Source organism: Serinibacter arcticus (genome assembly GCF_003121705.1).
Classification (GTDB): Bacteria; Actinomycetota; Actinomycetes; order Actinomycetales; family Beutenbergiaceae; genus Litorihabitans.
This window is the reverse complement of sequence record NZ_PYHR01000002.1, coordinates 807965-832614: the sequence shown is the minus strand read 5'-3', so window position 1 is coordinate 832614 and position 24650 is coordinate 807965. Positions and strand designations below refer to the sequence as shown.

The following is a 24650-nucleotide window of genomic DNA, read 5'->3' as shown; positions in this document are numbered from 1 at the left end:
CGCCGACCGGCCGATCACGCCGGGACGCGCCGCCAGCCGTCCCCGACCTGCTCGATCGCGCCCGCCTGTGCGAACGCGGTGATCCAGCCCTCCATCGGCCACCGTCCCCACCGCCGGGCGAAGAGCGCGCCGTTGCGCAGGATGTCGTCGAGGTGCTGCCAGGGCGGCGCCGATGTCGCGTGGTGCTGGTGGTAGGCGTGCGCGCCCCCGACCCAGACGAGCGGCACCCCGACCGCGCGGGCGCGGAAGGCGACGTCGGTGTCCTCACCGCCGTAGCCCTCGTACGCCTCGTCGAAGCCGCCGAACGCCTCCCAGCCGGCGGTCGTCGTCGCGAACGACAGCGACCAGAACAGGGCGTAGTCCTCGTCGGCGGCGACGACGGTCGTCCCGGGCTCGGGATCGGGGCGCGCCGGGTGGGGCGCCGTCAGAGCCGCCAGGTCCGTGGCCGGATCGACGCGCACCCCCTCGGGGAGGTAGGTGACGGGGCCGCACAGCAGCGACCGCGGGTGCCGCGCCGACGCCTCGACGTACCGCTTGAGCATGGCCGGACCCGGGACGCAGTCCGCGTCGAGCAGCACCACGAGGTCGTGTCCGGCGGCCACCGCCGCGGCGACGCCCCGGTTGCGGCCGGCGGCGAGCCGGAGCCCGTGCCCGCCCGGCGGGACGTGCAGCGTCAGGGCGCGCGCGGCGAGGTGGGCGGGCGCTGGGGTGGGGTCGAGCCAGACCAGGACCCGGAGGACCTCGGGGTCCTCGCGGGCGAGCCGCTCCTGCTGCCGCTCGACGTGGTCCAGCCGAGCGAGCGAGGCGAGCGTGACGACGGCCGTCATCGCCAGCGCTCCGTCGTCGAGGAGATGACCGCGGCGGCGCGCTCGGCGGCTCCCGCCACCTGCCAGCGCTCCCAGGGCGGATCCAGCCGGCGGGCGGCCTCCAGCAAGGCCGGCCACGCGTCGTCGTCCGGCCACGCGTCGACGACGACGGCGAGGCCGCCCTCGCGCAGCGCGTCCGCCGTCGCCCGCTGCTCGTCGAAGGGACGGTCCTGCGCGATCACGACGGCGCGCGCCCCCGCCGCAGCCAGGTCGGCGACCGCGTTCTGACCGGCCGCCGAGACGATCACCTCGGCGCGGCACAGGTCGTGCCACGGGTCCTCGACCCAGCCCTCGTCGCCCAGCCGGTGCCAGTGCCAGTCGCCGGTCGTTCCGGGCGCGCGGAGGGGCGCCTCGGGGCCGCCGCCGAGCAGGAGCACGCGTCCGGGTTCGGGCGCGGCCGAGCGCGGGCGCCCGCCGAACCGCGAGACGCCCCCGACCTCGTGGAGCTCCGGCGGGGCGCCGGCGATCCGGCCCGCCGGCCACGGGGCCACGACGGCGTGGGCGAGGCCGCGCGCGAGCCGGTGCGGGGCGTCCTCCCGGACGCCGGGCTGGGTCATCGCCACGAGCGGAACGCCGAGCAGCCGGACGAGCACGCCGACCTCGGCCGAGACGTCGACGACGAACGCGCCGGGTCGCTCGGCCGCGACCACCTCGGCGATCGTCGCGAGCCGGCGGGTGTGGCCGGGATGGTGCAGCGGCGCCCAGTGCAGGTGCCCGCCCGCCCGCGGGTCCGCCTCGTGCGGATCGCGCGCGACGCCGTCGGGCCCGGTCACGACGTCGTCGTCGCGGTCGAGCACCACCCACCGCGTGCGCGGCGGGAGCGCGGCGGGCTCGGGCAGCGAGCTGAGGACGACGACGTCGTCGGACAGGTGCGGCCGGACCGCGAGGAAGCGCACGAGGTGGCCCGATCCGTGGTGGTGGACGTACCAGCCGATCGTGCTCACGCGGACACCGCCGTCTCCCACGAGGGGTCGGTCACCATCGCCGTGCGGTGGATCGCCTCGACGGCGTCCAGCTGGCGCTCGAGCGAGAACCGCCGCGTGGCGTGCTCGCGGATCCGGCGGCGCACCTCCGACGAGGGGCCCTCGATGGCCGCGACCGCCGCCGCGAGCGCCTCGACGTCGCCGGGGGCGACGAGCCGCGCGCCGGGCGAGCCGGCCACGACCTCGCTCACCCCGCCGCGGTCGAACGCGGCGACCGGGGTGCCCGTGCAGAGCGCCTCCGCCAGGACGAGGCCGAACGGCTCGTCCCACATCGGCGTCACGAGCGCGCACGCGCTCGACCCGACGAGGCGAGCGAGGTCGCGCTGGTGGAGCGAACCGAGGTGCACGACGTCGTCGCCCAGGTGCGGGCGGATCGCCCGCTCCGCGTACTCGACGTCTCCCACCCGGCCCGCCAGCACGAGCCGTCGGCCGAGCAGGCGGGCGGCACGGATCGCGACGTCCGGGCCCTTCTCGGGCACGATCCGGCCGAACCACACCAGATCGGGCCCGCCCGGACCGAACTGCCAGCGGGCGGCGTCCACGGCGTTGGGAAGGACGCGGGCGTGCACGCCGCGCTCCAGCCAGGACCGAGCGGTGTGGCTGCTCACGGCGAGCACCGGTCCGAGCGCGGTGCCGGCGGCGTGGATCGCCTCGACCATGTCCTCGATCGGCGGGGTGTGCAGCGTCGTGACCACGGGGATGCCCAGCCGCGGCGCCCACCGGAGCGGGAGGGCGTGCAGGCTGTGGTTCTCCACGACGTCGACCTCCTCCGACCGGCGGCTGAGGTGGTGCAGCGCGCGGTCGAGGGCGTCCTGCGCCAGCTCGAGGTACCCCGGCGGGTAGTCCGTGTCGGAGGACGAGCCCGCGGGCCACCGGGTCGGCGGCAGCCGGAAGGCGGCGGGGGAGTTCCGCAGGAAGTCCGACCCCTCGGCGGCCACGAGCTGCACGTGGTGGCCGCGTCGGCGCAGGTGGGCGACGCGGTCCCAGACGGCGGCCTCGAGGCCGCCCGGGTGCGGCTGGCCCAGGGGGTGCCGCGAGGGGGCGACGACGACGATCCGCAGAGAAGGCGACCCGGCCTTCACGCGCGGGCTCCCGACGGCGCGAGCACCCCGGCGTAGACGGCCGCGTGAGCCCGGGCGACGGCGACGCGCTCGACGGCGCGCGCGGCCGCCCGCCGCGCCACGAGGTCGCGCCGTTCGGCGCTGCCCGGTCGGGCGCCGCCCGCGACGGCGTCGACAACGGCGGCCGCACACGAGGCGCCGTCGCCCATCGTCAGCGGGACGAACTCCTCCGGGTGCTGGCGGTGCCACTGGCCGGCGACCGGTCCGACGACCCCGACGCCCAGGTCGTGGCACAGCTCGACCCAGCCGGAGTGGGTGCCGTGGCGGTAGGGGAGCAGGGCGACGTCGAGGTCGGCCACCTCGGCCTCGAGGTCGGCGTCCGAGACGCGGGCCCGCACCTCGAGCGCGACGTCGTCGCGCCCGGTGACGAGGGTCGTGATCTCCGCGAGGATCGCCGGTTCGCGCACGCGGTCGTTCACGACCACGCGGCCGACGGCGACCACGCCCGCGTCGCGGAGCGCGTCCAGCCCCGCGAGCAGCGTCCGGACGGCGCCGACGCCGTCGATCCCGGGGCGCAGGTCCCGCAGGTGGACGCCGACGGTGATCGCCTCGGACGGGCGTCCCCGGGGGGTGGCCGCGTCGACGGCGACGATCGCCGGGTGCGGCACGACGACGGCGGTGCGGCCCCAGCGCCGCTCGATCTCGGCGGCGGCGCCGTCGGTCAGCGTGATCACGGCGTCGGCGCGGGCGAGCAGGAGCGCGAGGTCGGCCTCGTGGGCGGCCTGGTCGGTCAGCTGCGGGTTGGTCAGGTCGTGCACGGTGTGCACGAGCGGACGGCCCACCTCCGCCAGGGCGTCGAGGGCGGCGGCGAGCCGGCCGGGAGGGAGGGACTCGGTCCCGAAGTGCACGTGCAGGACGTCGAAGGTGTCGGCGTTGGCCCGGATCCAGCTCGCGTCGAGCACCACGGGCGGCCACCAGCGGGTGGGCTCGGCCGGATCGGGCAGGGGGTCGGGCGGGCGGAGGACGCCGTCGCCGTCGATCCCGAGGGACTTCACGTAGGGGTGGCCCGCAGGGACGGAGACGACTCTCGTACACCAGTTCGGGGATTTCTGATCCACGTGCCTCCTCGTGGGCGCGAGTGGGAGCCGCAGGGCGGCACCGTCTGACGCCGAGGCTGGGACGGGGGCCGGGGGGCCTGCGTTCTACAGTAGGTTCCACGACCCCCGTTGACCAGGATGGCGATCAGCCGCCGACCGGGAGCGTGGAGCGGAGAACCGTGTCGGACGAGGCCGCTCGACGGCGCCACTACGGCCGGTTCTACGGCGAGCTGGACGAGGCCGTCGACGGCCGGCCCGTCGGCGTCGTGGCCGGGAACTGCCAGGCCGAGTCGCTGCGCCTCGCCCTGGGGGACGAGGTCGACCTCGTGCGGACCCCTCCCGTCCACGAGCTCGTCGCCGACGACCTCCCGCACCTGCGACGCTGGCTCGCCCGGTCGGGGGTGCTGATCACGCAGCCCATCCACGACGACTACCACGGTCTGCCGCTCGGCTCGCGGCAGCTGGCCGCCGCGCTCGGTGCCGGTGCGGCGGTGTGCCGCATCCCTGTGGTGCGGTTCGCCGGGCTGTACCCGTTCCACGCGATCGTCCGACCGCCGTCGGACACCTCGCTCGTCCCGCCGCTCGTGGCCTACCACGACCTGCGGCTGCTCGGCCGGGCGGCCGGCCTCGAGGTCCCCGCGACGGCGACGCCTGAGGCCGTGCGGGCCGTCGCGGCGGAGTCGCTGGACCAGCTCCGCCGCCGGGAGGAGGCGCACGCGACCGTGAGGATCGCCGACCTGTTCGAGCGGCCGACGTTCGACCACATGCGCACGTTGAACCACCCCGGCAACCCCGTCTGGGTCGCGCTCGCCGGCCGGGTCGCGCAGGCCCTGGGCCTCGAGCGCATCCCGCCCGCCCCGTCGCGGCCCCTGCTGACCTCCGTGCACGCTCCCCGCGAGGCCGCGGTCATCGAGACCTGGGGGTTGCCGGACGAGCCGACCGATCACTGGGTCGTGGACGGCGTGGTGATCGAGGGGGAGGCCGTCCGCGCCGAGCACCTGGCCTGGTACGGCCGCCATCCCGAGGTCGTGCGCGCCGGGCTCGACCGCCACGCCGCCGTGCTCGAGTTGCTGGGCGCCCGGTGACGGCGCTCGCACTCCTCCACCTCGACGACGCCGGTCACGGGGTGGACCGCTACGCCCGGACGGTGGCCGCCGCCGTCGCGCGCCTCGACCCTGCGTTCCCGCTGCTGCGGTGGACGCCCGACGTTGCGCTGCCGCCCCGCGTCCACCTGCACTTCACCGACCGCCTGTGGGGGGCCGACGCCGAGGAGGCCGCCGGTCGCATCGAGGCCCTGGCCGCGCGCTCCCACCTCACCGTGACGCTGCACGACGTGCCGCAGGACTCCGACGGGCCGGGGCGGCTGCCCCGGCGGCTGGCCTGCTACCGCCGGGTCGTCGCGGCCGCGGCAGCGGTCGTGGTCAACAGCGAGCACGAGCGGCGGCTGCTGCGCGAGGCCTTCGGCTCGGAGCTCGACGTGACGGTGATCCCGCTCCCCGTGCCCGGGGCGCTCCCGGCGCCGACGGCGTGGGCCTCCGACGGGTCCGTGGCGGTGCTCGGCTTCTTCTACCCGGGCAAGGGGCACCGCGAGGCGGTCGACGCCGTGGCGGCGCTCGGGCTCGACCCCTCGCCGCCGGTCGTCGCCCTCGGCCGCGCCTCCGCGGGCCACGAGGGCGAGCTGGCCGAGCTCGTCGAGCACGCCCGCCGGCACGGGGTGCGGCTGGAGAGCACGGGCTTCCTGAGCGACGCCGACCTCGTCGCGCGCAGCCGCGCCGTCGCCGTCCCCGTCGTCGCGCACCAGCACGTGTCCGCCTCCGGGTCCCTCACGGACTGGATCGCCGCGGGGCGCCGCCCCCTCGTGGTGGACTCGCCCTACTTCCGCGAGATGGCCGAGCTCCGACCCGGGACGACGACGCCGATCACCCTCGAGGGCCTGTCCACGGCGATCGCGCACGCGCTCGCGCACCCGGACACGACCTGGCAGGACGCGTCCGCGGTCACGCGGCCCGATCTCGACGACACCGCGCGCGCCTACCTGGACCTGTGGCGCTCGCGGTGAGCGCGACGGCGGTGCCGCCGCCCTGGGGCCGCGGGGTCCCGGGCAACCGGTGGGACCTCGTCGCGGCGCAGCCGGCCGTCGAGCGCACCGTCTCGGTCGTCGTCGCCCACTACGACCAGCCGGAGCAGCTCGCGCGCACGCTGACCGCCCTGCGGCGGCAGACGTGGCCCCAGGACCTGCTGGAGATCGTGGTGGCCGACGACGGTTCGCCCCGGACGCCCGTCGTCCCCGACGGCGTGCGGCTGGTGCGGCAGGACGACCGCGGGTTCCGGCTCGCGGCCGTCCGCAACCTCGGCGTCACGGCGAGCAGCGGCGACCTGCTGTGCTTCCTGGACGCCGACACGGCGCCGGAGCCGACCTACGTCGAGCGGCTCGTGCGGCTGCCCTCGCTGCTGCCCGAGGCCGTCACGGTGGGTCGCCGTCGGCACGCGGACCTGGCGGGCACCGACCCGGCGGAGCAGGTCGCCGCCGCCGCCGCGCGGCACCCCCTTCCGGAGCCGTCGTGGCTCGCGGACGCCTACCGGCGCTCGCGGAACCTGCTCGACGCCGACGACCGGTCCTACCGGTTCGTCATCGGTGCCGTCACGGCGTGCAGCCGGTGGTTCTTCGACCGCGTCGGAGGGTTCGACGAGACGTTCGAGTCCTACGGCGGCGAGGACTGGGAGTGGGCGTCGCGGGCGTGGACGACCGGGGCCGTGCTCGCGCACGTGGACGACGCCGTCGCCTGGCACGACGGACCGGAGTGGGCGGGCCGGGACGAGGCGGAGGCCCGACGTCGCAAGAATGCCGAGACCCTGACGCTCGCGGGGTCGATCGGGGTCGCGGGCTCCCGGCCGCACGCGCTGATCGCCCCGCGGACGGACGTCGTGGTCGAGCTCGCCTCGGCCGCCGGGCCCGCTGCCGCGTTCGTCGCCGTCGACAGCATGCTCGCGGCCCTGCCGCAGGCGCGGGTCGTCGTGCCGCGCGAGGTGCTGGACGTCTTCGCGGCCGATCCTCGCGTGGTCGCGGAGGCGGACGAGCGCGCCCGGGTGACGGTCCTCGTGCCGACGCCGCAGCGGGTGACCGACCCCGTTGGGCTGCGGGCCGCCGTCGCCGACGTCCTCGCGGAACCCGTCGACGCGTCGGGCGCCCCGCTGGGCACCGTCGACCTCGGGGGAGTGGTGACGGTCTCCTCGGGGCGGGCACGTCTGCGCGAGCGGAGGTGGGGCGAGGACGCGGGCTGGCGGCGCGAGGCGCGCCCCGCTCCCGGACTTCTCCCCGTGCCTGACGAGCCCGACCTCGAGGCCTACCTCGGCGGCTGGGGCTGACGCGGGGCGAGCACGTCCCGCAGGGCACCCTCGAGCGTCGGGTGGTCGAACGTGAACCCGGCTGCCACGAGCTTCTCGGGCAGCACCCAGCGGCTCTTGAGCACGAGCTCGGTCTCGGTGCGGATCATCATCGCGCCGATCTCGAGCACCCAGCGCGGCAGCGGCGGGCCGATGCGGACGCCGAGGCTGCGGCGCACCAGCGCCATGAAGGTGCGGTTGTCCTCGGGGTTCGGGGTGGAGGCGTTCACGGGTCCCTCGAGCGACGGCGTCGTCTCGATCAGGTCGATCACCCGGGCGAGGTCCTCGACGTGGATCCAGCTGAACCGCTGGGTGCCGCGGCGAGCACGGAACTCGTGGGCCGTCCCCGCCGCGCGTCGCGCGCGCGTGATCGGCCACCGACCGTCCCAGTTCGAGCCGCCGAGCCCGGTCCTCGCGAGGCCCCTGATCGGGCCGAGGGCGCCGCCCCGGCCGAGCACGATCGCGGCGCGCAGCGCGACGCGGCGGGTGCCGGGCAGGTCGTCGGCGTCCAGCGCCTCCTCCCACGCCTTCGCGACGGCGACCGAGAAGCCCTCGCCGAGCTCGCCGTCGCTCTCGGTCTGGGGCCGATCCTCGGCGTGGCGGTAGATGGTGGCGGTCGAGGAGTTGACCCACACGGGCGGCGGCACGGCGGCGGCGGCGATCGCGCGGCTCAGCGCGGCGGTGGTCTCCAGCCGGGAGCGGAAGATCTCGGCTCGGTTGGCGGCGTTGTAGCGGCACCCGACGCTCTTGCCGGCCAGGCCGACCACGATCGCCGCACCGTCGACGGCGCGCGCGATCCCGGCGTCGTCGTCCCACGAGACGTCGGCCCCGGAGCGTCCGACGGTGACGACCTCGCGGCCGGCGCGTCGGTAGCGCCTCACCAGGTGCTGACCGATGAAGCCGGACGCTCCACCGATGACGACGCGGCCGAGCGGTGCGGTCACGAGATCTCCTTCTCGATGCGATAAGTGAACAGGCCGCCGTAGCCGTACAGGCGGCCGAGCAGGGGGTGGTCGACGGCGAGGTCGACGCGCTGGTGGCCGCTCGCGGCGTCGAAGGACTCGCGCAGCCGGACGACCGGACTCAGGCGGCGGGGCGCCGCGAACCTCAGCGGGCCGAGGGCGACGCCCAGGGTGCGACTGGTGAGCACGAGCGCATCGCCGTCGACCGCGACGTCGAAGGTGGCGGCCAGGGTGACGGGGGAACCGAGGCGGTCGGTGACGCCGCCGGCGGGCGAGCGCACGACGTCGTCACGCATCACCCAGGTGCCGTCGGGCAGGTCGAGCTCGCGGACGGCGACGGCGGAGCCGCCGACCGTCCGGTTGACGATCCGGAACGGCACGTCGCGCTCCCAGCCCGCGAACACGACGCCGCGGGGCTGGACGAGTCGGAGCAGCGGCCACAACCAGCGGCGCGGGGTGCCGGCGGTGTCGAAGACGCCCTCGCCGACGCCGCGGTGGCCGGGCGGGATCGTCGCGAAGTAGCGCTGGAGACTGGGGTGAAGCCGCTCGATCGCCGGGCCCAGGGCGGCCGCGTAGGGCGAGCGCGGGGTGGAGGGCACGGCTCGACCCTAGTCGGCGGTCGGTGCAGCGACGAGCGACCCGGCGACCGCCGATCAGCGACCCTCGAGGATCGCCATCCCCTCGGCCATGGTGACGCGGAGGTGCTCGACCAGGATCGCCTCGGCCCGGTCCACGTCGCCGGCGATCAGGGCCTCGATGAGATCGGCGTGCTCGTGCAGGATGCGGTCGGGATGGGCGTGGTTGGAGTCGGCGATCTGCTGGCGGACCAGCTGCGTCTGCCGGTGGACGTCCGTGATCACCGCCAGCAGGGCCGAGTTCCCGGCCAGCCTGGCGATCCGCAGGTGGAAGTCGTTCTCCTGCGGACGGCTGGGGAACGTGTCGAAGAGGTGGCCGCGCTCGGACATGTCGGCCCGCAGCGTCTCGAGCTCCTGCGGCGTGGCGCGGGCCGCGGCCAGCCGCAGGGCGTGGATCTCGAGGAGGTGGCGCACCTCGAACAGCTCCTCCAGCTCGGTCGGCGTCAACGAGCGCACGTACGCCCCGCGCCCAGCGACGGCGGTCAGCAGACCCTCGCTCCGCAGGTGCTGGATCGCTTCCCGCAACGGAGCCCGACTGATCCCGAGGGCGTCGGCGAGGCCCACCTCGTTGAGGCGTTCGCCCGGGCGGAGATCACCTGAGAGCACCATGTCGCGCAGAGCGGTCACGGCCTGGTTGCTGTAGCTCTCGACCTGTCGTCGGAGGGGGGCGGGTGCGGGCCGGGGTGGGGTCGTCGTCATCGATTCGCTTCGCTCGGGGAGGTGTCGACAGCCTACTGCCGTCAGCGGAACGCGGCCATCGCTGGGAGCGAGGGGGCGACGTCGTCCGTCCGCGCGGCGACGGCCGCCCCCAGGAGTCCGGCGCACGCGACGGCGAGGCGGTCCTGGTAGCGCCGGCCGACGATCGACACCCCGATCGGCATGCCGGCGGGGCCGACGAGTCCGGGCACGTTCACCACGGGCACCTGGAGCAGGGTCCAGAGCGAGTTGAAGACCGAGCTGCCGGTGTTGCCGATGCCGATCGGCGCCTCGCCCGGGGCGCTGGGGGTGAGGACGACGTCGAACGGTGACGCCACGTCGTCGTAGAGCGCACGGCACCGGTCTGCCACGCGGTAGGCCGCCCGGAAGTCGGCCACGTCGGGCGTCCCGGTCGGCCAGCCGATCGAGTCGACCGTGTCGGTGCCGAGAACCATCTCGTGGAAGAACGCCGGTAGGTCGGGGCTGGCCAGGTGCTCGTTGAGGAAGGCGGACCGACCCTCCCGGCGCAGGATCCGGCGATGGACGGTCGGCAGCTCCTCGAAGATCTCCGGGAGCTCCAGCTCCGCGACCTCGGCCCCGCCGTCGCGCAGGACACCCGCGGCCGTCGCGAGCGCCTCACGCGTCGCCGGCTCCGCGAGGTCCCAGGCGGGCGTGCGGCACAGCCCGACCCGGAGCCCGGCGAGCGAGGTCGGCAGGGGGCGGTCGGGCTCGTCGAGGTGGAACACGTCCGCGAGCAGCGCGAGGTCACGACCCGACCGCGCGTAGAGCCCGAGGGTGTCGCACGTCGCCGAGTACATCTTGAGTCCCTCGCGGCTGATGCTGTTCCACGTCGGCTTGAGGGCGTAGACCCCGGTGAACGACGCCGGGCGGATGGTCGACCCGCCCGTCTGGGTCCCGAGGGCGACCGCTACCTGGAGGTCCGCGACCGCCGCGCCCGACCCGCTCGACGACCCGCCCGGCGTGCGCTCGGGGTCGTGCGGGTTGCGGGTCGGGCCGCCGGTGTTGGTGGCGGCGAACTCGGTGGTGACGGTCTTGCCCACCAGCAGCGCCCCCGCGGAGCGCAGGGTGTCGATGCAGGCGGCGTCCACCCCCGGCACGCTTCCGACGTACCGGGCCGTGTGGTGCTCGGTCGGCATGTCACGGGTGTTGATGACGTCCTTCACCCCGACGGGGACGCCGTGCAGGAGGCCCCGGGTCTCACGCCCGTCGAGCCCATCGGCGCTCGCGAGGACGGCTTCGGGGTCGAGGTGGCTCCAGGCGCGCACGGCCGGGTCGCGGAGCTCGATGCGCTCGAGGACGGACTGCGCCACCTCCCGCACGCTCAGCCGGCCCGCTCGGGTCTCGGTCGCGACGGCGGTGGCGTCCAGCTGGTTCGGGGTGCTCACGATGGTCTCCGTTCGGGTCAGGCTGCGGGGGTGGTGGCGGCGCGACGGATCTCGCGCCAGCCACGGCTGTAGCGGGCAGGTTCGGGGACGTCGTCGAGCCGGCCGAGCGCGTGCGCGGCATGGCGGACCCAGTGGGGGTCCCGCAGCAGGGCGCGGCCCAGCAGCACGACGTCGGCGCTGCCGTCGGTCAGGACGCTCTGGGCCAGGTGCGGATCGTCCAGGAGGCCGACGGCACCGACCGGCAGTCCCGCCCGCCGCACGACGGCAGCTCCCGGCACCTGGTAGCCCGGGCCGGCGTCGTACTCGATCCCGGCGAGCAGCCCGCCGGAGGAGCAGTCCACGAGGTCGACCCCCTCGCCAGCCAGGCGCTCGACCAGCGCCAGCGTCGACTCGGCCGTGCTGCCTCCGGGCGCGACGTCGCTCACCGACAGCCGGACGATCAGCGGCATGCCTGCCGGGATCACGCGGCGGACGCCGCGCACCGTCTCCAGCAGCAGCCGCTCGCGCCCGTCGACGCCCGGTGAGGGGTCACCGCCCCAGGCGGGATCCTCGGACGAGGTCAGGGGCGAGAGCGTCTCGTGGAGCAGGTAGCCGTGCGCACCGTGCAGCTCGACGGCGTCGAAGCCGGCGGCGACGGCGCGCTCGGCGGCGTCGACGAAGGCGTGCACCACCTCCTCGAGGTCGGTGGCCGCGGCGCGGCGCGGTGGTGTGTAGCGGCCGAACGCCGTCCCGGTGGCGCCGAGCGTTTCCCAGCCGCCTCGGTCCGGCGGGACGGACCCGTGCAGGTCGTCGTCGCCCAGGAGAGCGCGGTGCTTGGACCCCTTGCGGCCCGCGTGCGCCAGCTGGACGGCGATCGTCGCCCCGGCCGCGTGCACGAGGTCGGTGACCCGACGCCACGGCGCGACCTGGGCGTCGTCCCACAGTCCGGCGTCGTCCGGGCTCACGCGACCGTCCGGTGAGACCGCCGTCGCCTCGGTGACGAGCAGACCCGTTCCTCCGAGGGCGATGCCGCCGTAGTGCGCGAGGTGGAAGTCGCCCACCACGCCGTCCCGCTGCTCGCAGGCGAACATGCACATCGGCGAGAGCCACACCCGGTTGGGCACGGTCAGGTCGCGGAGCTGGATCGGGTCGAACAGGGAGGTCATGCGCGGGCCTTCCGATGACGCGTCCGCACGAGGGCGACGACGCTGGTGAGGAGGAGCAGGGTTCCGACACCACCGACGACGACGCCGAGAGCGTCGATGCCTCCTGCCTCGAGCGGGAGGTCGAACGCGCGGGCCACGACGACCGTCGACAGGCAGGCTCCGACGTACTGGGCCGTGCGGTACATGCCGGCGGCCGCGCCCGAGCCGCTGGCCGCGGCGTGGACGTGGAGGTCGAGCTGGTTGCCGAGGTTGTTGAAACCGGTGGGGATGCCGAGCAGCAGGGCGGAGAGCACGACGAGGATCACGGGCCCGTCCTCCCGGACGGTGAGGGCCAGGACCGTGCCGCCGGCGGCGAGCGCGGCCGATCCGACGACGAGCAGGACGCGCGGTCGCGACCGACGGGCGAGCCGCGTGGCGACGAGCGTGCCGAGCACGCCGGCGGCGAAGACGGGGAGCACGAGCAGCCCGGTCGCGGCGGTGTCGTAGCCGCCGTCGGTCTGGAGCCACTGGGGGAGCCCGTAGAAGACGCAGTAGAAGGCGACGAACGTGAGGAACGTCCGGCCGTACACCTGCGCCAGCGCCGGGGTGCGGGCGATCGCCCGCACATCGACGAAGGGGTGAGCGACCCGGAGCTCCCACAGGACGAGGGCGGACCCGAGCGGAAGGGCGGCGCCCAGGAGAAGCCACCGGGGCGAGTCGCCCAGGGAGAGCAGCCCGATCATGAGCGTGACGAGGGTGCCGATCAGCAGAGCGGCCCCGACGGGGTCGATCAGCCGAAGTGCCGCCCGCACCCCGGACTCCCGCGGCGGTGCCACCGAGGCCGGCACGGTGCGCAGCACGAGCACGATCGCCACGAGGGCGACCGGAACGTTGATCAGGAAGACGCCGTGCCAGCCGAAGACGGCGACGAGCAGACCGCCGAGCGTCGGACCGAGCGCGGCCATCGTCTGACCGCAGAGCGCGATCACCCCGATGGCGTTGGTGGGGCTCTGCTCGCGGCGGGCCGCGAGGTCGCGGATGATCGCCATCGACGCCGGGAAGTGCATCGCGGTGCCGATGCCCAGCAGCACGCGGTCGGCGACGAGCCAGCCCGCCGTCGGGACGAACGGGCCGGCGACGGCGGCGACCGTCACCACGACGAGGCCGATGAGGTACATCCGCCTCGCACCGAACACGTCGGCGAGCCGCCCCGCCGTCGGGGACATCACGGCGGTGGCGATGTACAGCCCGGACACGATCCACGGGATGGCCGACGACGACCCGAAGGACGCCGCGATGGGGACGAGCGCGACGGCGATGACCGAGGAGTTGAGGGGCTGGAGGATCGTGCCGCTCCCGAGCGACCACGCCACCGCCCGCGAGAGCTGAGGGGCCCGGACCGCCGGACCGGGAGGCGTGGTGGGCCTCCCGGTCCGGCGGCGAGCCAGGGGAGAGGTGGTCACTCCGCGCTGGACTTCCAGGCCTCGAAGCCCTCGAGGTCGTACATCGCGACGACGTCCTCCTCGGTGCCCTCGATGAGTCCCTGCTCGCGGAAGAATGCGGCGGCGTTGCTCAGCTCGTCGACGTTCTCCTGTGTGAAGTCGAGGGAGTATGTGAGCTTGGCCTGGATCGACGAGGCCAGCTCCTCGTCCTCGATGCCGCTGTTCTCCATGGCGAGAGCCACGACCTCGTCCGGGTTCTCGTTCATCCACTCGATCGTGTTGTCGAGGGCGGTGAGCACCCGCTCGCGGAGCTCGGGGTCGCCCGCGAGCTCCTCGCCGAAGATGTTGTAGCCCCGGACCGGGACGGCCTCGTCGGAGTCGAGCACGATGCTGGCGCCCTCGATGTTGGCCAGGGCGGTGGAGACGTTCGGCTCCCACATGGCCGCGGCCGCGTAGTCGCCGCGTGCCAGACCGCTCATGAGCTGGGGGCTCTTGACGTCGCGGTAGTCGATCAGCTCGACCCCCGCGTCGTGGTTGGCGAGGAAGGTTCGCACGACCATGTCGATGGCGTTGCCGAACTGGGCCGCCACGGCGACGCCGTCGAGGTCGTCGATCGAGGTGACGCCGGCCGCCTGCTCGTTGCCGACGACGGCGTACCAGCCGTTGCCCTCCGAGTAGGAGCCGAGGACCTGCACACCCGTGTCGCGACCGGCGAGGTTCACGACGGTCGTCGCGGTGCTGCCGGTCAGATCGGCCTGGCCGGTCGTCACGGCCTCGGTCGCCTCCTGTCCGGAGGCGAACTCGGTGAGCGTGGCGTCGATCCCCTGGTCCTCGAGGAAGCCCCCCTCGACCGCGAAGTAGAGGTGGCTGAAGAAGAAGTCGGGAGCGACGCCGACGTTGATGGTCGCGACGGTCTCCGGGGCGGGGTCACCGCCGTCGGAGGCGGAGGATCCGGCGCAGGCCGTCAGCAGGAGGCTGCCGGCGAGCACGGGGACGAGGACGGAGAGGCGGGCGGGGCTCTTCATGGTGTCTCCAGAGTCAGGCGGTGAGGGCGGGGCTGGGGCGGGTGGTGGTGGTGGTGCAGTCTCGGTAGGCGTCCGCGACCTCCTCGGCGGTGGCGAACCAGACCTTCCCGGTCGCCGCGGCGTGGGCGAGGAGGTCCTCGAGGACCCCGATGCGGAAGGGCTGACCGGTGAGCCAGGGACGGACGGTCAGGGCGAGCACGCGGGCGGTGTCCTCGCCGTCGGTGATGAGCTGGTCCACCGCGTCGGTGAGCATGGTCTGCCAGCTCGAGAGCGGCAGGTTGCGGTGGACGAGCGCGTAGGAGTCGTCGAGGTCGTGCAGCGTGGGGATCGACAGCAGGTCGCCCGTCGGCACGGTCATCGGGTAGGGCTGCTCGTCGTTCGGCCAGTCGCACACGTGGTCGATCCCCAGCTCGGCGAGGAGGGCGGGCGTCCGCTCGGACTCGCCCTGCTCCGGGCCCATCCAGCCGCGCGGACGCTCGCCGAGCACCTCCTCGAGGCGGTCGAGGGAGTCCACGATGTAGGCGCGCTCCTCCTGCTCGGTCATCGCGCTCGAGATCATCCGCGTCACGGCGATCCCGTGGGCGAGGAACGTCACCCCGCGCTGCTGCAGGTGGCGGACGAGCCAGGGGTAGAACTCCGCCGTCATGGCGTCGAGCGCGATCGTGGGGGTCACGCCGAACTGCTCGAGGACGTCGAGGATCCGGAAGATCCCGACGCGGTGCCCGTACTCCCGGTGGGTGAGCCGGGCGTAGTCAGGGAACGGTCGGGCACCGAGACCTCCACCGAGGAACCGGGACGTGACCGAGCCCTCGGGGGCGATAGCTCGAAGTGCTCCAGCGGGACGATCACGGTCATCGCGAGCGGCTTCTCGCGGGGCCACCGCAGCTGGGCCCGGCGGGGCAGGGGGGACCAGGCGTGGTGCGGGTGGTCGGGGCCGGGGGTCCGGTCGGCGGGCATCAGGCGCTCCTTGCGGGCAGCAGCGACGAGGCGTGCGCGAGCTGCGTGTCGTAGTGGTGGGCGAGGTAGTGCTCGGCGATGTCGTCCGCCGTCGTCATCCAGACGTCGTCGTGCCCGGTGATGTAGCGGAGGATCTCGCACAGGTCGCCGATGGTGTGCGGCTGGCCGAAGAGGAACGGGTGGAGGGCCAGGCACATGACCTTCCCGCCCTCGCGGTAGAGGGTGTCGAACTGGCGCTTGGCGATCTCCACGAAGTAGGCGCTGTCGTGGTTGGCCCCGAAGAGCGGGGCGTCGTTGAGATCGAAGCTGTACGGCACCGAGATGAGCCGGCCCTCCTGCACGGCGAGCGGGACCGGGACGTCGTCGTGCGCCCAGTCCGTGTGGTAGATCAGCCCGAGCTCGGCCATCAGGTCGGGGGTGCGCAGCGTCCCCGAGATGGCCGGGCCGAGCATGCCGCGGAGGGTGAGGCCGGTGTGCCGGTGCAGCGACTCGATCGTGTCGATCAGCCAGGCGCGCTCCTCGACCTCGGTGAGGCCGTAGCTGAAGCGGGTGTTGTAGATGCCGTGGCTCATGACCTTCCACCGGAGGTCCCTGATGAGGGTGGCCACCTCCGGGAAGTGGTCCATCACGGCCATGTTCAGCGAGACCGTGGCGCGGATGTCGAGCTCGTCGAGGAGGTCCGCCATCCGCCAGAGGCCGACCCGGTTGCCGTAGTCCTTGTACGAGTACATCTGGACGTCGGGGTGGGGGGTCCGCGGCCACGGGTCACGGGCCTCGCTGGTGAGCGGCGGCGTGTACTCGTAGTGCTCGATGTTCGGCGCCACCCAGACGGCGATCCGGGCGTCGCCGGGCCAGGAGATCTCGGGGCGGGCGGCGTGCGGGCTGTACAGGACGCGGTCACGGGGTGGGATCACGGGACTTCTCCTTGCTGGGAGTGAGCTGTTCGCAGGCGCGAGCGCTCGGCCGACCGGGTCGGCGACGGGCGTGGGGAGGGTGGGGCGACGGGGGTCGCTCAGGCGACGGCGGAGCCCGCCTGCTCGCGGAAGCGGCGGCCGACGGTGTTGATCAGGAGCACGAACAGCCGGTCGAAGGCGAGGCCGAGGATCCCGAGGGCGGCGATCGCGACAAAGACGTCGGGGATCCGGGTGGAGATCATCCCCGTGTTGACGATGACGCCGAGGCCGGCCGACGCCCCGAGCATCTCGGCGGAGACGACGGTCATGAAGGCGTTGCCCATCGCGATGCGCATGCCCGCGAAGACGTAGGGGAGCGAGGCCGGCAGCGTCACCCAGGCGAGCCGCTGCCACCAGGAGGCGCCGGCGACACCGGCCATGCGCTGGAGGTCGAGAGACACCCGCGCACCGCCCTCCAGCGTGCTCATCGCCACGACGAAGACGCTCGTGTAGACGATCAGCGCGATCATCGACGCCTCACCCGCACCGAACAGGACGAGGGCGGGGGCGAACCACGCCAGGGGCGGGACGAACCTGAAGAACGTGACCAGGGGTGAGGCGACCTCCCGCAGGACCGGACTCGCGCCGAGCACGAGCCCGAGCACGATCCCCAGGCTGCAGCCGATCGCGAAGCCGGCCGCGATGCGTCCCAGGCTCGCCTGCACGGCCGTGAGCAGCTTGCCGTTCTCGACGGCGGAGACGAAGGCCTGGGCCACGTCCCCGGGACCGGGGAAGAGGAACGGAAGGCCGAACGCGGCGGACGTCGCGGCCCACGTGAGGATCAGGAGGGTCAGGGAGACGGTGAGCACCGCCGTCGCCGTTCCGACGCGGCGCGCGAGGGCTCCCCAGGCGATGGGCGTCCCGGCCCGGCCGGCGGTCGACCCGCGCCACCGGGCGGTGGCGGGCTTCGAGGTCATGGTGGTCATGCGTCCGTCCGTCCGGCGTAGTAGCGGGAGAAGACCCGGGTCCGCACGACGGCGAACCCGAGGTCGCCCAGGTAGCCGACGACGCCGAGCAGGAGGATGCCCGCGAACATCAGCGGGGTGTCGAAGAAGACCCGGGCGTCGTAGATCAGGTAGCCCAGGCCGGACTGGCCGATGATCATCTCGGCGCCGATCGTCGCCATGAAGGCGAGCCCCAGACCGAGGCGGGCACCCGTGAGGGCGAACGGGACGGCGTTCGGGATGCGGATCTGCCAGAAGATCCCGGCGGGCGAGAGGCCGAAGACCCGTCCCATCCGTGCCCGGTCGGGCGCGAGCGACGCCATCCCGGAGATGGTGTTGATCGCGACGGGGAAGACGGCGGCGTAGATGACGACGAACTGGATCGAGCTCTCTCCCACCCCGAGCCAGATCGTGGCGGGCACGATCCAGGCGATCGGAGCGATCGCCCGGAGGAAGTTGAGGTACGGGTTGAGGATCCGCCTGACCCACGAGAAGGCCCCGATGAGGCTCCCGGTGACGAGGCCGAGGACCGATCCCACGAGGAAGCCGGCGAGGACCCGTCCGAGCGTCGTCAGCACGTGGGTGCGCAGCGCGGGATCCGTCGAGAGGGCGCCGATCTCGGCGAGCACCGAGGTGAGCGTGGGCAGCGTCGCCTGGTTGGCGGTGAGCAGCGCGCCGACCTGCCACAGCACCGCGGTTCCGGCGATGCCGACCAGCGCCCAGCGGGCGCGGGCGGACCCCGACAGCGGCGGGGCGACGGCGCTCACGCAGCGTCCTTCGAGGCGAGCGGCTCACGTCGCTTGGCCGCGGACACGACGTCCTCGAGGTGGGCGACGTACTCGTTGAACTCGGGGGTGCGCAGCCGCGGACGCTCGAGGTCGATCGGCACGATCGAGTGGAGGTACGCCGACGGGCCCGCGCTCATCACCCCGACCCGGTCGGCGAGGATGACCGCCTCCGAGATGTCGTGGGTGATGAAGAGGACCGTGCGGCGCTCGCGCTCCCAGATGTCGGAGAGCTGGAGCTGCAGGGTCGTCCGGGTCTGCGCGTCGAGTGCACCGAACGGCTCGTCCATGAGGAGCATGCGGGACTCGGTGACGAGGCCGCGCGCGATCTGCACCCGCTGCTTCATCCCTCCGGAGAGCTCGTGGGGGAACTTGTCGGCCTGGTTCGCGAGCTCGACCATGCGCAGGGCCGACTCCGCCCGCTCGCGGCGTTCCGCCGGCCGGACGCCGGCGACCTTGAGGGGGAACTCCACGTTCTGCCTGACCGTGAGCCAGCCGAGCAGGGAGTCGTGCCCCTGGAAGATCACGGTGCGGTCCGGTCCAGGGGCGGTCACGAGCTCGTCCCGGAGCCGGATCTCGCCGGAGGTCGGTCGCTCGAAGCCCGCGACCTGGTTGAGGATCGTCGTCTTGCCGCACCCGGACGGGCCGAGCAGGACGAAGAACTCTCCGTAGCTGATGTCGAGCGAGATGTCCTCCATCACGGGCGGCAACGAGGCCTTGTAGCGATAGGAGATCGAGCTGATCTCGAGAAGCGGGGCGAGCTCGGTGCGTGTCGGCTGGTCCACCTGTCCACGTCCTCCGGGAGTCGAGGCGGTCGTGCTGTCCGCCGGCTGCTGTGTGCTGTCGACAGTAGGCAGCGCCTGTTGCGCGGATGTGCGTCCCTGGTTACGGCTGGGAGAAGGCGTGTTGCGAGCATGTGTCGGCTGTCGACAGTTGGCGCGGTATCGGCTGTTCCCTGTTGATCTGGGTGGGGGCGCCCAAGACGATGCCGGCGTTGTCGGGAGTGTCAGCGGTGTGCGGCAGCATGACGGTATGAACAGCGATCGCTCACCTGAGCTCTACCGCACGCGTTCCGGCGCCACCACCCATCTCTTCGCTTGCGCCCATCTTCGCGACACTCCCGTGGCCGACCGCGTCCTGGTCGACCCGGGGTCGGACGACGAGCTCGAGCCGTGCGTGTGGACTGCGGACGAGCTGGCGGGGACCGGTCGCGAGTACTTCGACGATCCCGAGGCGGCGCTGGAGGCGCTGCCCCTGGCGCTCGAGAACAGACCGGCCGCACGGGAGCTGATCGCCACCCACGACCACGACGAGATCTGGATCCCGAACAGTCGTCAGTACATCGCCTTCGCACCGACCGGCCGGTCAGGACTTCTCTTCGTCAACCGCGGCTTCGCCGACGTCCGTGTCGGGGCCGGGGCCTACGCGAGGACCGAGTTCCCGACCTTCAGTGGTGGCAGCCCCGCGACCGGACGGTCGGCTCGGGCGGTTGCGGAGCCCGTCGTCTGCCCGGTGCACCACATGACGCTGCCGGCCTCGGGGCTCTGCGACGACTGCGGCTGACTGCGCCGCCGTCACCCGCCCAGCAGGACCGTGACCGTCGCCGTCGCGGCCTCCCACCGCCGGACCGCGACGCCTCGTGCCTCGATCGCGGTGCCGAGGAGCTCCAGGGCGGCAGGGGCGTCGACCAGGCGCAGGCGCCGACCGAGCGTGACGTGGGGAGTCCAGTGGCCCGGCCGGAGGTGCGGCGGGTCCTCGCCGGGGCCCGCTGCCGCGAGGACGGCACGGTGCAGCGACAGCAGGGCGGTCGTCGGGGCCACGGAGCGCGCGAGGACCCGACGGTCGCCGTCGCCCATGAGGATCGGAGGGCCCAGGACCAGGGGGAGTGGCAGCAGCTCGGCGAGCTCGCCGCCGTCGAGCGGGAACGGGTCGGGCAGGGGGGTGGACCGCTCCAGGAGGGTGACGTGCGGCCGGTTGCTCGGGGCGGTGTGGGGGGCCAGGCTCGACAGCCCGGCGGCCGCCAGGGCCGTCCACTCGGCGCGGACCGCATCGTCGGCGACGCCGTCCAGCACGAGCTCGATGCTGGTCGTCCCGGACGCGGGCGACGGCGTGGTGTCGGTCATGCGTCCAGTCTCCGTCAGGGCAGCCCTTCCGGTGGGTGCGCGAGGCGGCGATCTAGTTGAGAATGGATCTCATGTGGAGCTCGCGATTCGACATCCGTCCGTTCGCCGCCGGTGATGTCGGGGCCGTCGTCGCCCTGACGGCGTCGACTTTCCTTCGCCGAGCGGCATCCACCGGGGTGAGGCCCGACGTCGATGCGGCGACGGTGGCCGCGGGTGTCGTGCGGGGCTTCCTCGACGACCCGGCACGGTCGGCCTTCGTGGCGGCCCAGGGTGACCGCGTCGTGGGCTTTCTCGGGTCGATCACCACGCGCCTGCGACCGGCCGACGACGCCTTCACCTACCAGGCGCCGATCTCCACCCTCGTCCCGCTGGCGGGCGCCTGCGCCGCCGACGCGGACTGGGCCGTCAGGAGCTGGCCGTACCTCTTCGACGCGCTGCGCGAGCAGGCCGGGCGCGACGGCGTCGATCGCGTGGGGGTCCAGGCGCTGGCGGGTGACGCCGTCGCCGGAGCCGTCTGGCGCGCGCGAGGCCTGCGGCTCGACCAGGTGCTCGCGTTCCGTCCCGTGGCCCCGATCGGGGTCGAGCCGTCCCCGCCCCCGGGGGTCCGTCCGGCGAACGGTGGCGACGTCGAGGCGCTCGCCGACCTGCTCCGCTCCGAGATCGTCCACCACGCGCGGGAGACCGGGTGCGGGGTGTCGGAGGTCCAGGAGCGCTCGACCCTCGTCCGTCTCGCCTCCGGCTGGGTCGACCACCGAGCGCCGGAGAACGTCGGTCGAGCGTTCGTCGCCGAGCAGGGCGGTCGGGTGGTCGGTGTCGTCGTCGTGGACGTCCTGACCGTGCCCGGGGAGTCGCCGGCGACCTTCGCGCTGTCACGACGGCACGGGTACATCGGGCTCGCGAGCACGGCGCCCGACAGGCGGGGGCGCGGCGTCGGGTCCGCCCTGACTGCGCGGGCGCTGGCCTGGCTCCGCTCGCTGCCCGAACCGCCCGACCAGGTCGGTCTGCACTACGTCGCCGACAACGCGCTGGGTGCAACGTTCTGGGCTCGCCGTGGCTTCGCCCCCGTGCTCGAGACCTGGGTCGCGCGGCCCTGACGACCCTCGTCCCTCGGGGTGGCCGGACGTCCAGCGTCCTCCCAGGAATCTCTCCTAGGGTCGAGAAGTTGCCGCGACAACCTGATGCCGACGCCCCCTGACAGAAGGTTCGAGATGACCACCCCCCGCACCGCCACGACGTCCTCCGCCCTCGGGAGCCCCGCGACGACGTCGCTGGGTCTGCTCGTCGCCCGCCTCGCGCTCGCGGTCGTGATGATCGCCCACGGCGCCCAGAAGGTCTTCACCTTCACCCTGGAGGGGACCGCCGCCTCCTTCGCCGACATGGGAGTCCCCGCCGCGAGCGTCGCCGGGCCCGCCCTGGCGATCTTCGAGCTCGTGGGCGGGATCGTCCTGCTCCTGGGTCTCGGCACGCGCATCATCGCCGCGCTGAACGTCGTCGCGATGCTCGGCGCGCTGGTCATCGTGCACCTGTCGGCGGGCTTCTTCGCCGGCGACGGCGGCTACGAGTTCGTGCTCGTCCTCGCTGCCGTGTCGCTCACGCTCGTGCTGACCGGTCCGGGTGCGTTCTCGCTCGACGCGGTGATCGCGCGCCGCCGCCGTCGGGACTGACCTCAGGCGTTCCGCGCCGCACGGCCGACACCCCGGGAGTCCTCGTTGGACTCCCGGGGTGTCGGCCGTTGCGGCCTCGCGGTCGATCGCGCGCGGTCGACCCTCAGCTCTCCAGGTGGTGCAGGCGGTACATGAAGGCCGCCATGGCGTCCCTGTTCACCGGGTTGAGCGGGCGGAAGATGGTCGTCCCGTCGTTGCCCTCACCGACCCAGCCCGTCGCGATCCCGCGCTCGGCGAGCCAGGTGATCTCGGTGAAGAACTGGTTCGACGTCACCACGTCGTCGAACGGGGAGATCGTCGGCGTCTCGTGACCCTCGACGTCGGCGTAGCGGTAGAGGAAGGCCGCCATCGCGTCTCGAGCGATGGGCTCCAGCGGACGGAACTGCGCCGTCCCGTCCGCGGCGACCCAGCCGGTCGAGATGCCCCGCTCGGCCAGCCACGCGATCTCCTCGTAGAAGAGGTCGTCCGTGGACACATCCGTGAAGGGCGAGACCGTCGGCACGACGTAGTCCGGTTCGCCGGCCAGGCGGTACAGGAACGCTGCCATCGCGTCGCGCGCCACCGGCGTCACCGGACGGAACTCGGCCGAGCCGTCCGACAGCACCCATCCCGTGGAGATGCCTCGCTCCGCGAGCCACTCGATCTCCGTCGCGAAGCGGTTCGTGTCGTCCACGTCGGAGAACGACGGTGCAGCGGGGGCCGCGCACTCGGCGTAGCTCGCGGCGTCGGGGGAGAACCGGAACCACTCGAACGTCGCCGGGATCTCCGGCGCGCCCGACGTCCCGCGGAAGGCGTACGGCCCGATGTGGGTGAACCCGGCCGTGGCGACGTCGATGTCCCGCCCGTAGCGCTCGAACGTGGAACCGTCGTAGGAGACGTGGGCGCGGATCGTGTCGCCGTCGCTGGTGAGACGGAGCCACAGGGTCGACGTCCCGGCGATCCGGGGCGCCGCGCTGTCCAGCCGGTTGCTGCCCCGGTCGTGGTAGACGAGCTCCACGGTCGGCCCCGGTGTCGCGCGGCCGAGGTCGAGCTTGGCGTAGTGGTCGTCGGCGGCCCAGAGCAGGAGGCCCGCCTGCTGGAACCGCTGCGTGGCGTCGACCGTCACCTTCGTGGTGACCTGCCAGGCGCCGGCGGGGAGCTCCTGCTGCAGCAGGGGCGCCGCGGCGACGCCGCCGACGTAGGTCGGCACCGTCAGCACGCCGTCGCCCACCTGGTGACGGGCGTCGGACTCGCGCAGCACGCGGTCCCACGTCCCGTCCGCGAGGGCGTCGCCCTCGAACTCGTCGCTGCCCGGAGCTGCGCACCGGTCGAAGACCGGGTCGGCCGGGTCCTCCGGGAAGCCGCCGAACGGCGGCGGGACGACGACGTCGGCGCCGTCCTTCGCCCAGGCGATCGTCGCCCCGAGCCGGTCGCCCGACTCGTAGAAGAGGTAGGTCTCGCCGCCGTCGGTGACGACCTGCGGCGCGGCGACGCGACCGACGTCGTCGCCGATCCCGCTGGCCTCGTGCAGGACGATCGGGGTCTCGCCGACCTCCCGCAGCGTCGGGTCGATCGTGCGGGCGTAGGACTTCCCGCTGGAGGCGTGGTAGATCACGTAGAGCTGGTCGTTCCACTCCCACAGGTCACCGCTGGAGACGTTCCGGCCCTCCTCGACGCCCGGCGCCACGACGTAGTCGGGGTCGACGGTCCAGGTGCGACCGTCCACGGACTCGGCCAGGCGGATCCGACGGATGTCGTCGCGCTCGTTGCCCATGTAGAACATGCCGAACGCGTACGGCGAGTCCGGGTCGGGGTGCTCGAACACCCGGGCGTAGCTGGTCTCGGTGACGTTCGGCCCACCCATGGCGTTGTCGACGGCGAGGCCGCCGTAGTCGAACGTGACGCCGTCGTCCGTCTCGGCCCACCGGGTCTGGGAGTTGCTGCCGTGGAAGTAGAGGAACATCCGACCGGCCTGCTCGTTCCAGATCGCGTCGGCGCTGGAGACGTGGGGGACCGAGTAGTACGGGTCCCAGACGTTCTCCACGACGGGGTTGGCCGCGTACTCCGTCCACGGCCCCTCGAGGCTGTCGGAGTAGCGCAGGGAGATCCCGCCCGGGTCGTCGTGCGGCGCGTAGTAGAGGTACCACTCGGCCAGCGGATCCTCCAGGTGGGCGCCGGCGTGGAAGACGCTCGGGAAGATGAACTCGTCCGTGGGGTTCCAGATCGTGTCGGCATCCTTCGTCGTGATCACCCCCTGGTAGCCGAACTCGGGCCAGCCCGCCGGTGGGGGAGCGGTCTCGGCTGCGGCCGGTGTCGCCACCGCCGCGACCCCGGCCAGGCCGAGTGCTGTCGCGGCGAGGGCGGCCAGGACGCGCGCCGGGCGTCTGCGTGCGATCGTCATCGATCAACCTCCTGTGGTGGAGCTGCGTCGTCGCAGCTCGCCCGGCCTGGGTGGGACGTCCGGTTGACACCGATCGGTGACCTGTGTCTAGACTCCAGTCATCCTGCTAATGCGCATTAGCGGCCGAGTAGTTCGATGCTAATGCGCATGAGCATCGAACTTC

General features: G+C 73.6%; 24 protein-coding genes. 6 read left to right on the top strand and 18 right to left on the bottom strand.

All coding sequences use genetic code 11. The features are described 5' to 3' along the window. Positions 1 to 14: 14 nt before the first annotated feature. The 4 genes from C8046_RS03805 to C8046_RS03790 are packed head-to-tail and all read right to left on the bottom strand — an operon-like array spanning position 15 to position 4028. Positions 15 to 827, bottom strand: coding sequence for a glycosyltransferase family 2 protein (locus C8046_RS03805; RefSeq protein WP_109228319.1), 813 nt, complete (start codon positions 825 to 827; stop codon positions 15 to 17). Further along, entirely contained in the window at positions 824 to 1810 is a 987-nt protein-coding gene (locus tag C8046_RS03800) for a hypothetical protein (protein WP_109230723.1), read from the bottom strand. The genes C8046_RS03805 and C8046_RS03800 overlap by 4 nt, the downstream gene beginning before the upstream one ends. Continuing rightward, a complete protein-coding gene (locus tag C8046_RS03795) occupies positions 1807 to 2931 on the bottom strand; it encodes a glycosyltransferase (RefSeq protein ID WP_235866079.1) in 1125 nt (374 codons plus the stop codon). Before C8046_RS03795 ends, C8046_RS03800 begins: the two co-directional genes overlap by 4 nt. Further along, positions 2928 to 4028 carry a glycosyltransferase gene (locus C8046_RS03790; protein ID WP_109228318.1) on the bottom strand — a complete coding sequence of 367 codons (1101 nt, stop codon included), beginning with the start codon at positions 4026 to 4028 and terminating at the stop codon, positions 2928 to 2930. The genes C8046_RS03795 and C8046_RS03790 overlap by 4 nt, the downstream gene beginning before the upstream one ends. Positions 4029 to 4186: 158 nt before the next feature. On the opposite strand from C8046_RS03790, the gene C8046_RS03785 reads away from it, so the two are divergent. Genes C8046_RS03785 through C8046_RS03775 form a run of 3 tightly spaced genes read left to right on the top strand, consistent with a single transcriptional unit; the run spans position 4187 to position 7373 of the window. Next, positions 4187 to 5092 carry a WcbI family polysaccharide biosynthesis putative acetyltransferase gene (locus C8046_RS03785; protein WP_109228317.1) on the top strand — a complete coding sequence of 302 codons (906 nt, stop codon included), beginning with the start codon at positions 4187 to 4189 and terminating at the stop codon, positions 5090 to 5092. Further along, positions 5089 to 6066 (top strand): glycosyltransferase family 1 protein, encoded by a 978-nt coding sequence (locus tag C8046_RS03780; RefSeq protein WP_109228316.1) that lies wholly within the window; start codon positions 5089 to 5091, stop codon positions 6064 to 6066. The genes C8046_RS03785 and C8046_RS03780 overlap by 4 nt, the downstream gene beginning before the upstream one ends. Continuing rightward, a complete protein-coding gene (locus C8046_RS03775; RefSeq protein WP_199224384.1) occupies positions 6063 to 7373 on the top strand; it encodes a glycosyltransferase family 2 protein in 1311 nt (436 codons plus the stop codon). The genes C8046_RS03780 and C8046_RS03775 overlap by 4 nt, the downstream gene beginning before the upstream one ends. Here C8046_RS03775 and C8046_RS03770 read toward each other — a convergent pair. From C8046_RS03770 to C8046_RS03715, 12 genes are all read right to left on the bottom strand, one after another. Beyond that, positions 7352 to 8335: an epimerase gene (locus tag C8046_RS03770; RefSeq protein ID WP_109228315.1), complete on the bottom strand. Its 984-nt coding sequence runs from the start codon at positions 8333 to 8335 to the stop codon at positions 7352 to 7354. The two genes, C8046_RS03775 and C8046_RS03770, sit on opposite strands and share 22 nt — an antisense overlap. Further along, a complete protein-coding gene (locus tag C8046_RS03765) occupies positions 8332 to 8952 on the bottom strand; it encodes a DUF4166 domain-containing protein (protein WP_109228314.1) in 621 nt (206 codons plus the stop codon). Before C8046_RS03765 ends, C8046_RS03770 begins: the two co-directional genes overlap by 4 nt. 54 nt (positions 8953 to 9006) lie before the next feature. Then, positions 9007 to 9615: a GntR family transcriptional regulator gene (locus C8046_RS03760; RefSeq protein ID WP_158277124.1), complete on the bottom strand. Its 609-nt coding sequence runs from the start codon at positions 9613 to 9615 to the stop codon at positions 9007 to 9009. 113 nt (positions 9616 to 9728) lie between these two features. Continuing rightward, positions 9729 to 11090, bottom strand: coding sequence for an amidase (locus C8046_RS03755; RefSeq protein WP_199224383.1), 1362 nt, complete (start codon positions 11088 to 11090; stop codon positions 9729 to 9731). A gap of 17 nt (positions 11091 to 11107) precedes the next feature. Further along, positions 11108 to 12235, bottom strand: a complete 1128-nt coding sequence (locus C8046_RS03750; protein ID WP_109228311.1) for an NADH:flavin oxidoreductase/NADH oxidase — start codon at positions 12233 to 12235, stop codon at positions 11108 to 11110. Then, the gene (locus C8046_RS03745; protein WP_216628969.1) at positions 12232 to 13677 is read right to left on the bottom strand and encodes an MFS transporter; all 1446 of its coding nucleotides are present in this window, start codon (positions 13675 to 13677) and stop codon (positions 12232 to 12234) included. The genes C8046_RS03750 and C8046_RS03745 overlap by 4 nt, the downstream gene beginning before the upstream one ends. Continuing rightward, positions 13674 to 14681 (bottom strand): ABC transporter substrate-binding protein, encoded by a 1008-nt coding sequence (locus C8046_RS03740; protein WP_109228309.1) that lies wholly within the window; start codon positions 14679 to 14681, stop codon positions 13674 to 13676. The genes C8046_RS03745 and C8046_RS03740 overlap by 4 nt, the downstream gene beginning before the upstream one ends. A 13-nt stretch (positions 14682 to 14694) precedes the next feature. Then, on the bottom strand, positions 14695 to 15561 hold the full coding sequence (locus tag C8046_RS03735) for a polysaccharide deacetylase family protein (RefSeq protein WP_158277122.1): 867 nt from the start codon (positions 15559 to 15561) through the stop codon (positions 14695 to 14697). A gap of 76 nt (positions 15562 to 15637) precedes the next feature. Continuing rightward, positions 15638 to 16552 carry a polysaccharide deacetylase family protein gene (locus C8046_RS03730; RefSeq protein WP_109228307.1) on the bottom strand — a complete coding sequence of 305 codons (915 nt, stop codon included), beginning with the start codon at positions 16550 to 16552 and terminating at the stop codon, positions 15638 to 15640. A gap of 98 nt (positions 16553 to 16650) precedes the next feature. After that, a complete protein-coding gene (locus C8046_RS03725; protein ID WP_109228306.1) occupies positions 16651 to 17517 on the bottom strand; it encodes an ABC transporter permease in 867 nt (288 codons plus the stop codon). Beyond that, on the bottom strand, positions 17514 to 18302 hold the full coding sequence (locus C8046_RS03720; protein ID WP_109228305.1) for an ABC transporter permease: 789 nt from the start codon (positions 18300 to 18302) through the stop codon (positions 17514 to 17516). Before C8046_RS03720 ends, C8046_RS03725 begins: the two co-directional genes overlap by 4 nt. Continuing rightward, on the bottom strand, positions 18299 to 19105 hold the full coding sequence (locus C8046_RS03715; protein WP_109228304.1) for an ABC transporter ATP-binding protein: 807 nt from the start codon (positions 19103 to 19105) through the stop codon (positions 18299 to 18301). Before C8046_RS03715 ends, C8046_RS03720 begins: the two co-directional genes overlap by 4 nt. A 337-nt stretch (positions 19106 to 19442) precedes the next feature. Here C8046_RS03715 and C8046_RS03710 point away from each other — a divergent pair, with 337 nt between their 5' ends. Next, positions 19443 to 19883, top strand: a complete 441-nt coding sequence (locus C8046_RS03710) for a hypothetical protein (RefSeq protein WP_109228303.1) — start codon at positions 19443 to 19445, stop codon at positions 19881 to 19883. Positions 19884 to 19894: 11 nt separating this feature from the next. Here C8046_RS03710 and C8046_RS03705 read toward each other — a convergent pair whose 3' ends face one another. After that, positions 19895 to 20443, bottom strand: coding sequence for a 2'-5' RNA ligase family protein (locus tag C8046_RS03705; protein ID WP_109228302.1), 549 nt, complete (start codon positions 20441 to 20443; stop codon positions 19895 to 19897). A 71-nt stretch (positions 20444 to 20514) separates the two neighbouring features. Between C8046_RS03705 and C8046_RS03700 the strand changes: the two genes are divergently transcribed. Together C8046_RS03700 and C8046_RS03695 are read left to right on the top strand one after the other, a co-directional pair. Continuing rightward, positions 20515 to 21537 (top strand): GNAT family N-acetyltransferase, encoded by a 1023-nt coding sequence (locus tag C8046_RS03700; RefSeq protein ID WP_109228301.1) that lies wholly within the window; start codon positions 20515 to 20517, stop codon positions 21535 to 21537. A gap of 114 nt (positions 21538 to 21651) precedes the next feature. Then, complete coding sequence (locus tag C8046_RS03695; RefSeq protein ID WP_109228300.1) at positions 21652 to 22107, top strand: DoxX family protein; 456 nt, start codon at positions 21652 to 21654, stop codon at positions 22105 to 22107. Between the two features lie 103 nt (positions 22108 to 22210). On the opposite strand, the gene C8046_RS03690 is transcribed toward C8046_RS03695, so the two are convergent. Then, on the bottom strand, positions 22211 to 24487 hold the full coding sequence (locus C8046_RS03690; RefSeq protein ID WP_109228299.1) for a DUF1349 domain-containing protein: 2277 nt from the start codon (positions 24485 to 24487) through the stop codon (positions 22211 to 22213). Positions 24488 to 24650 lie beyond the last annotated feature (163 nt).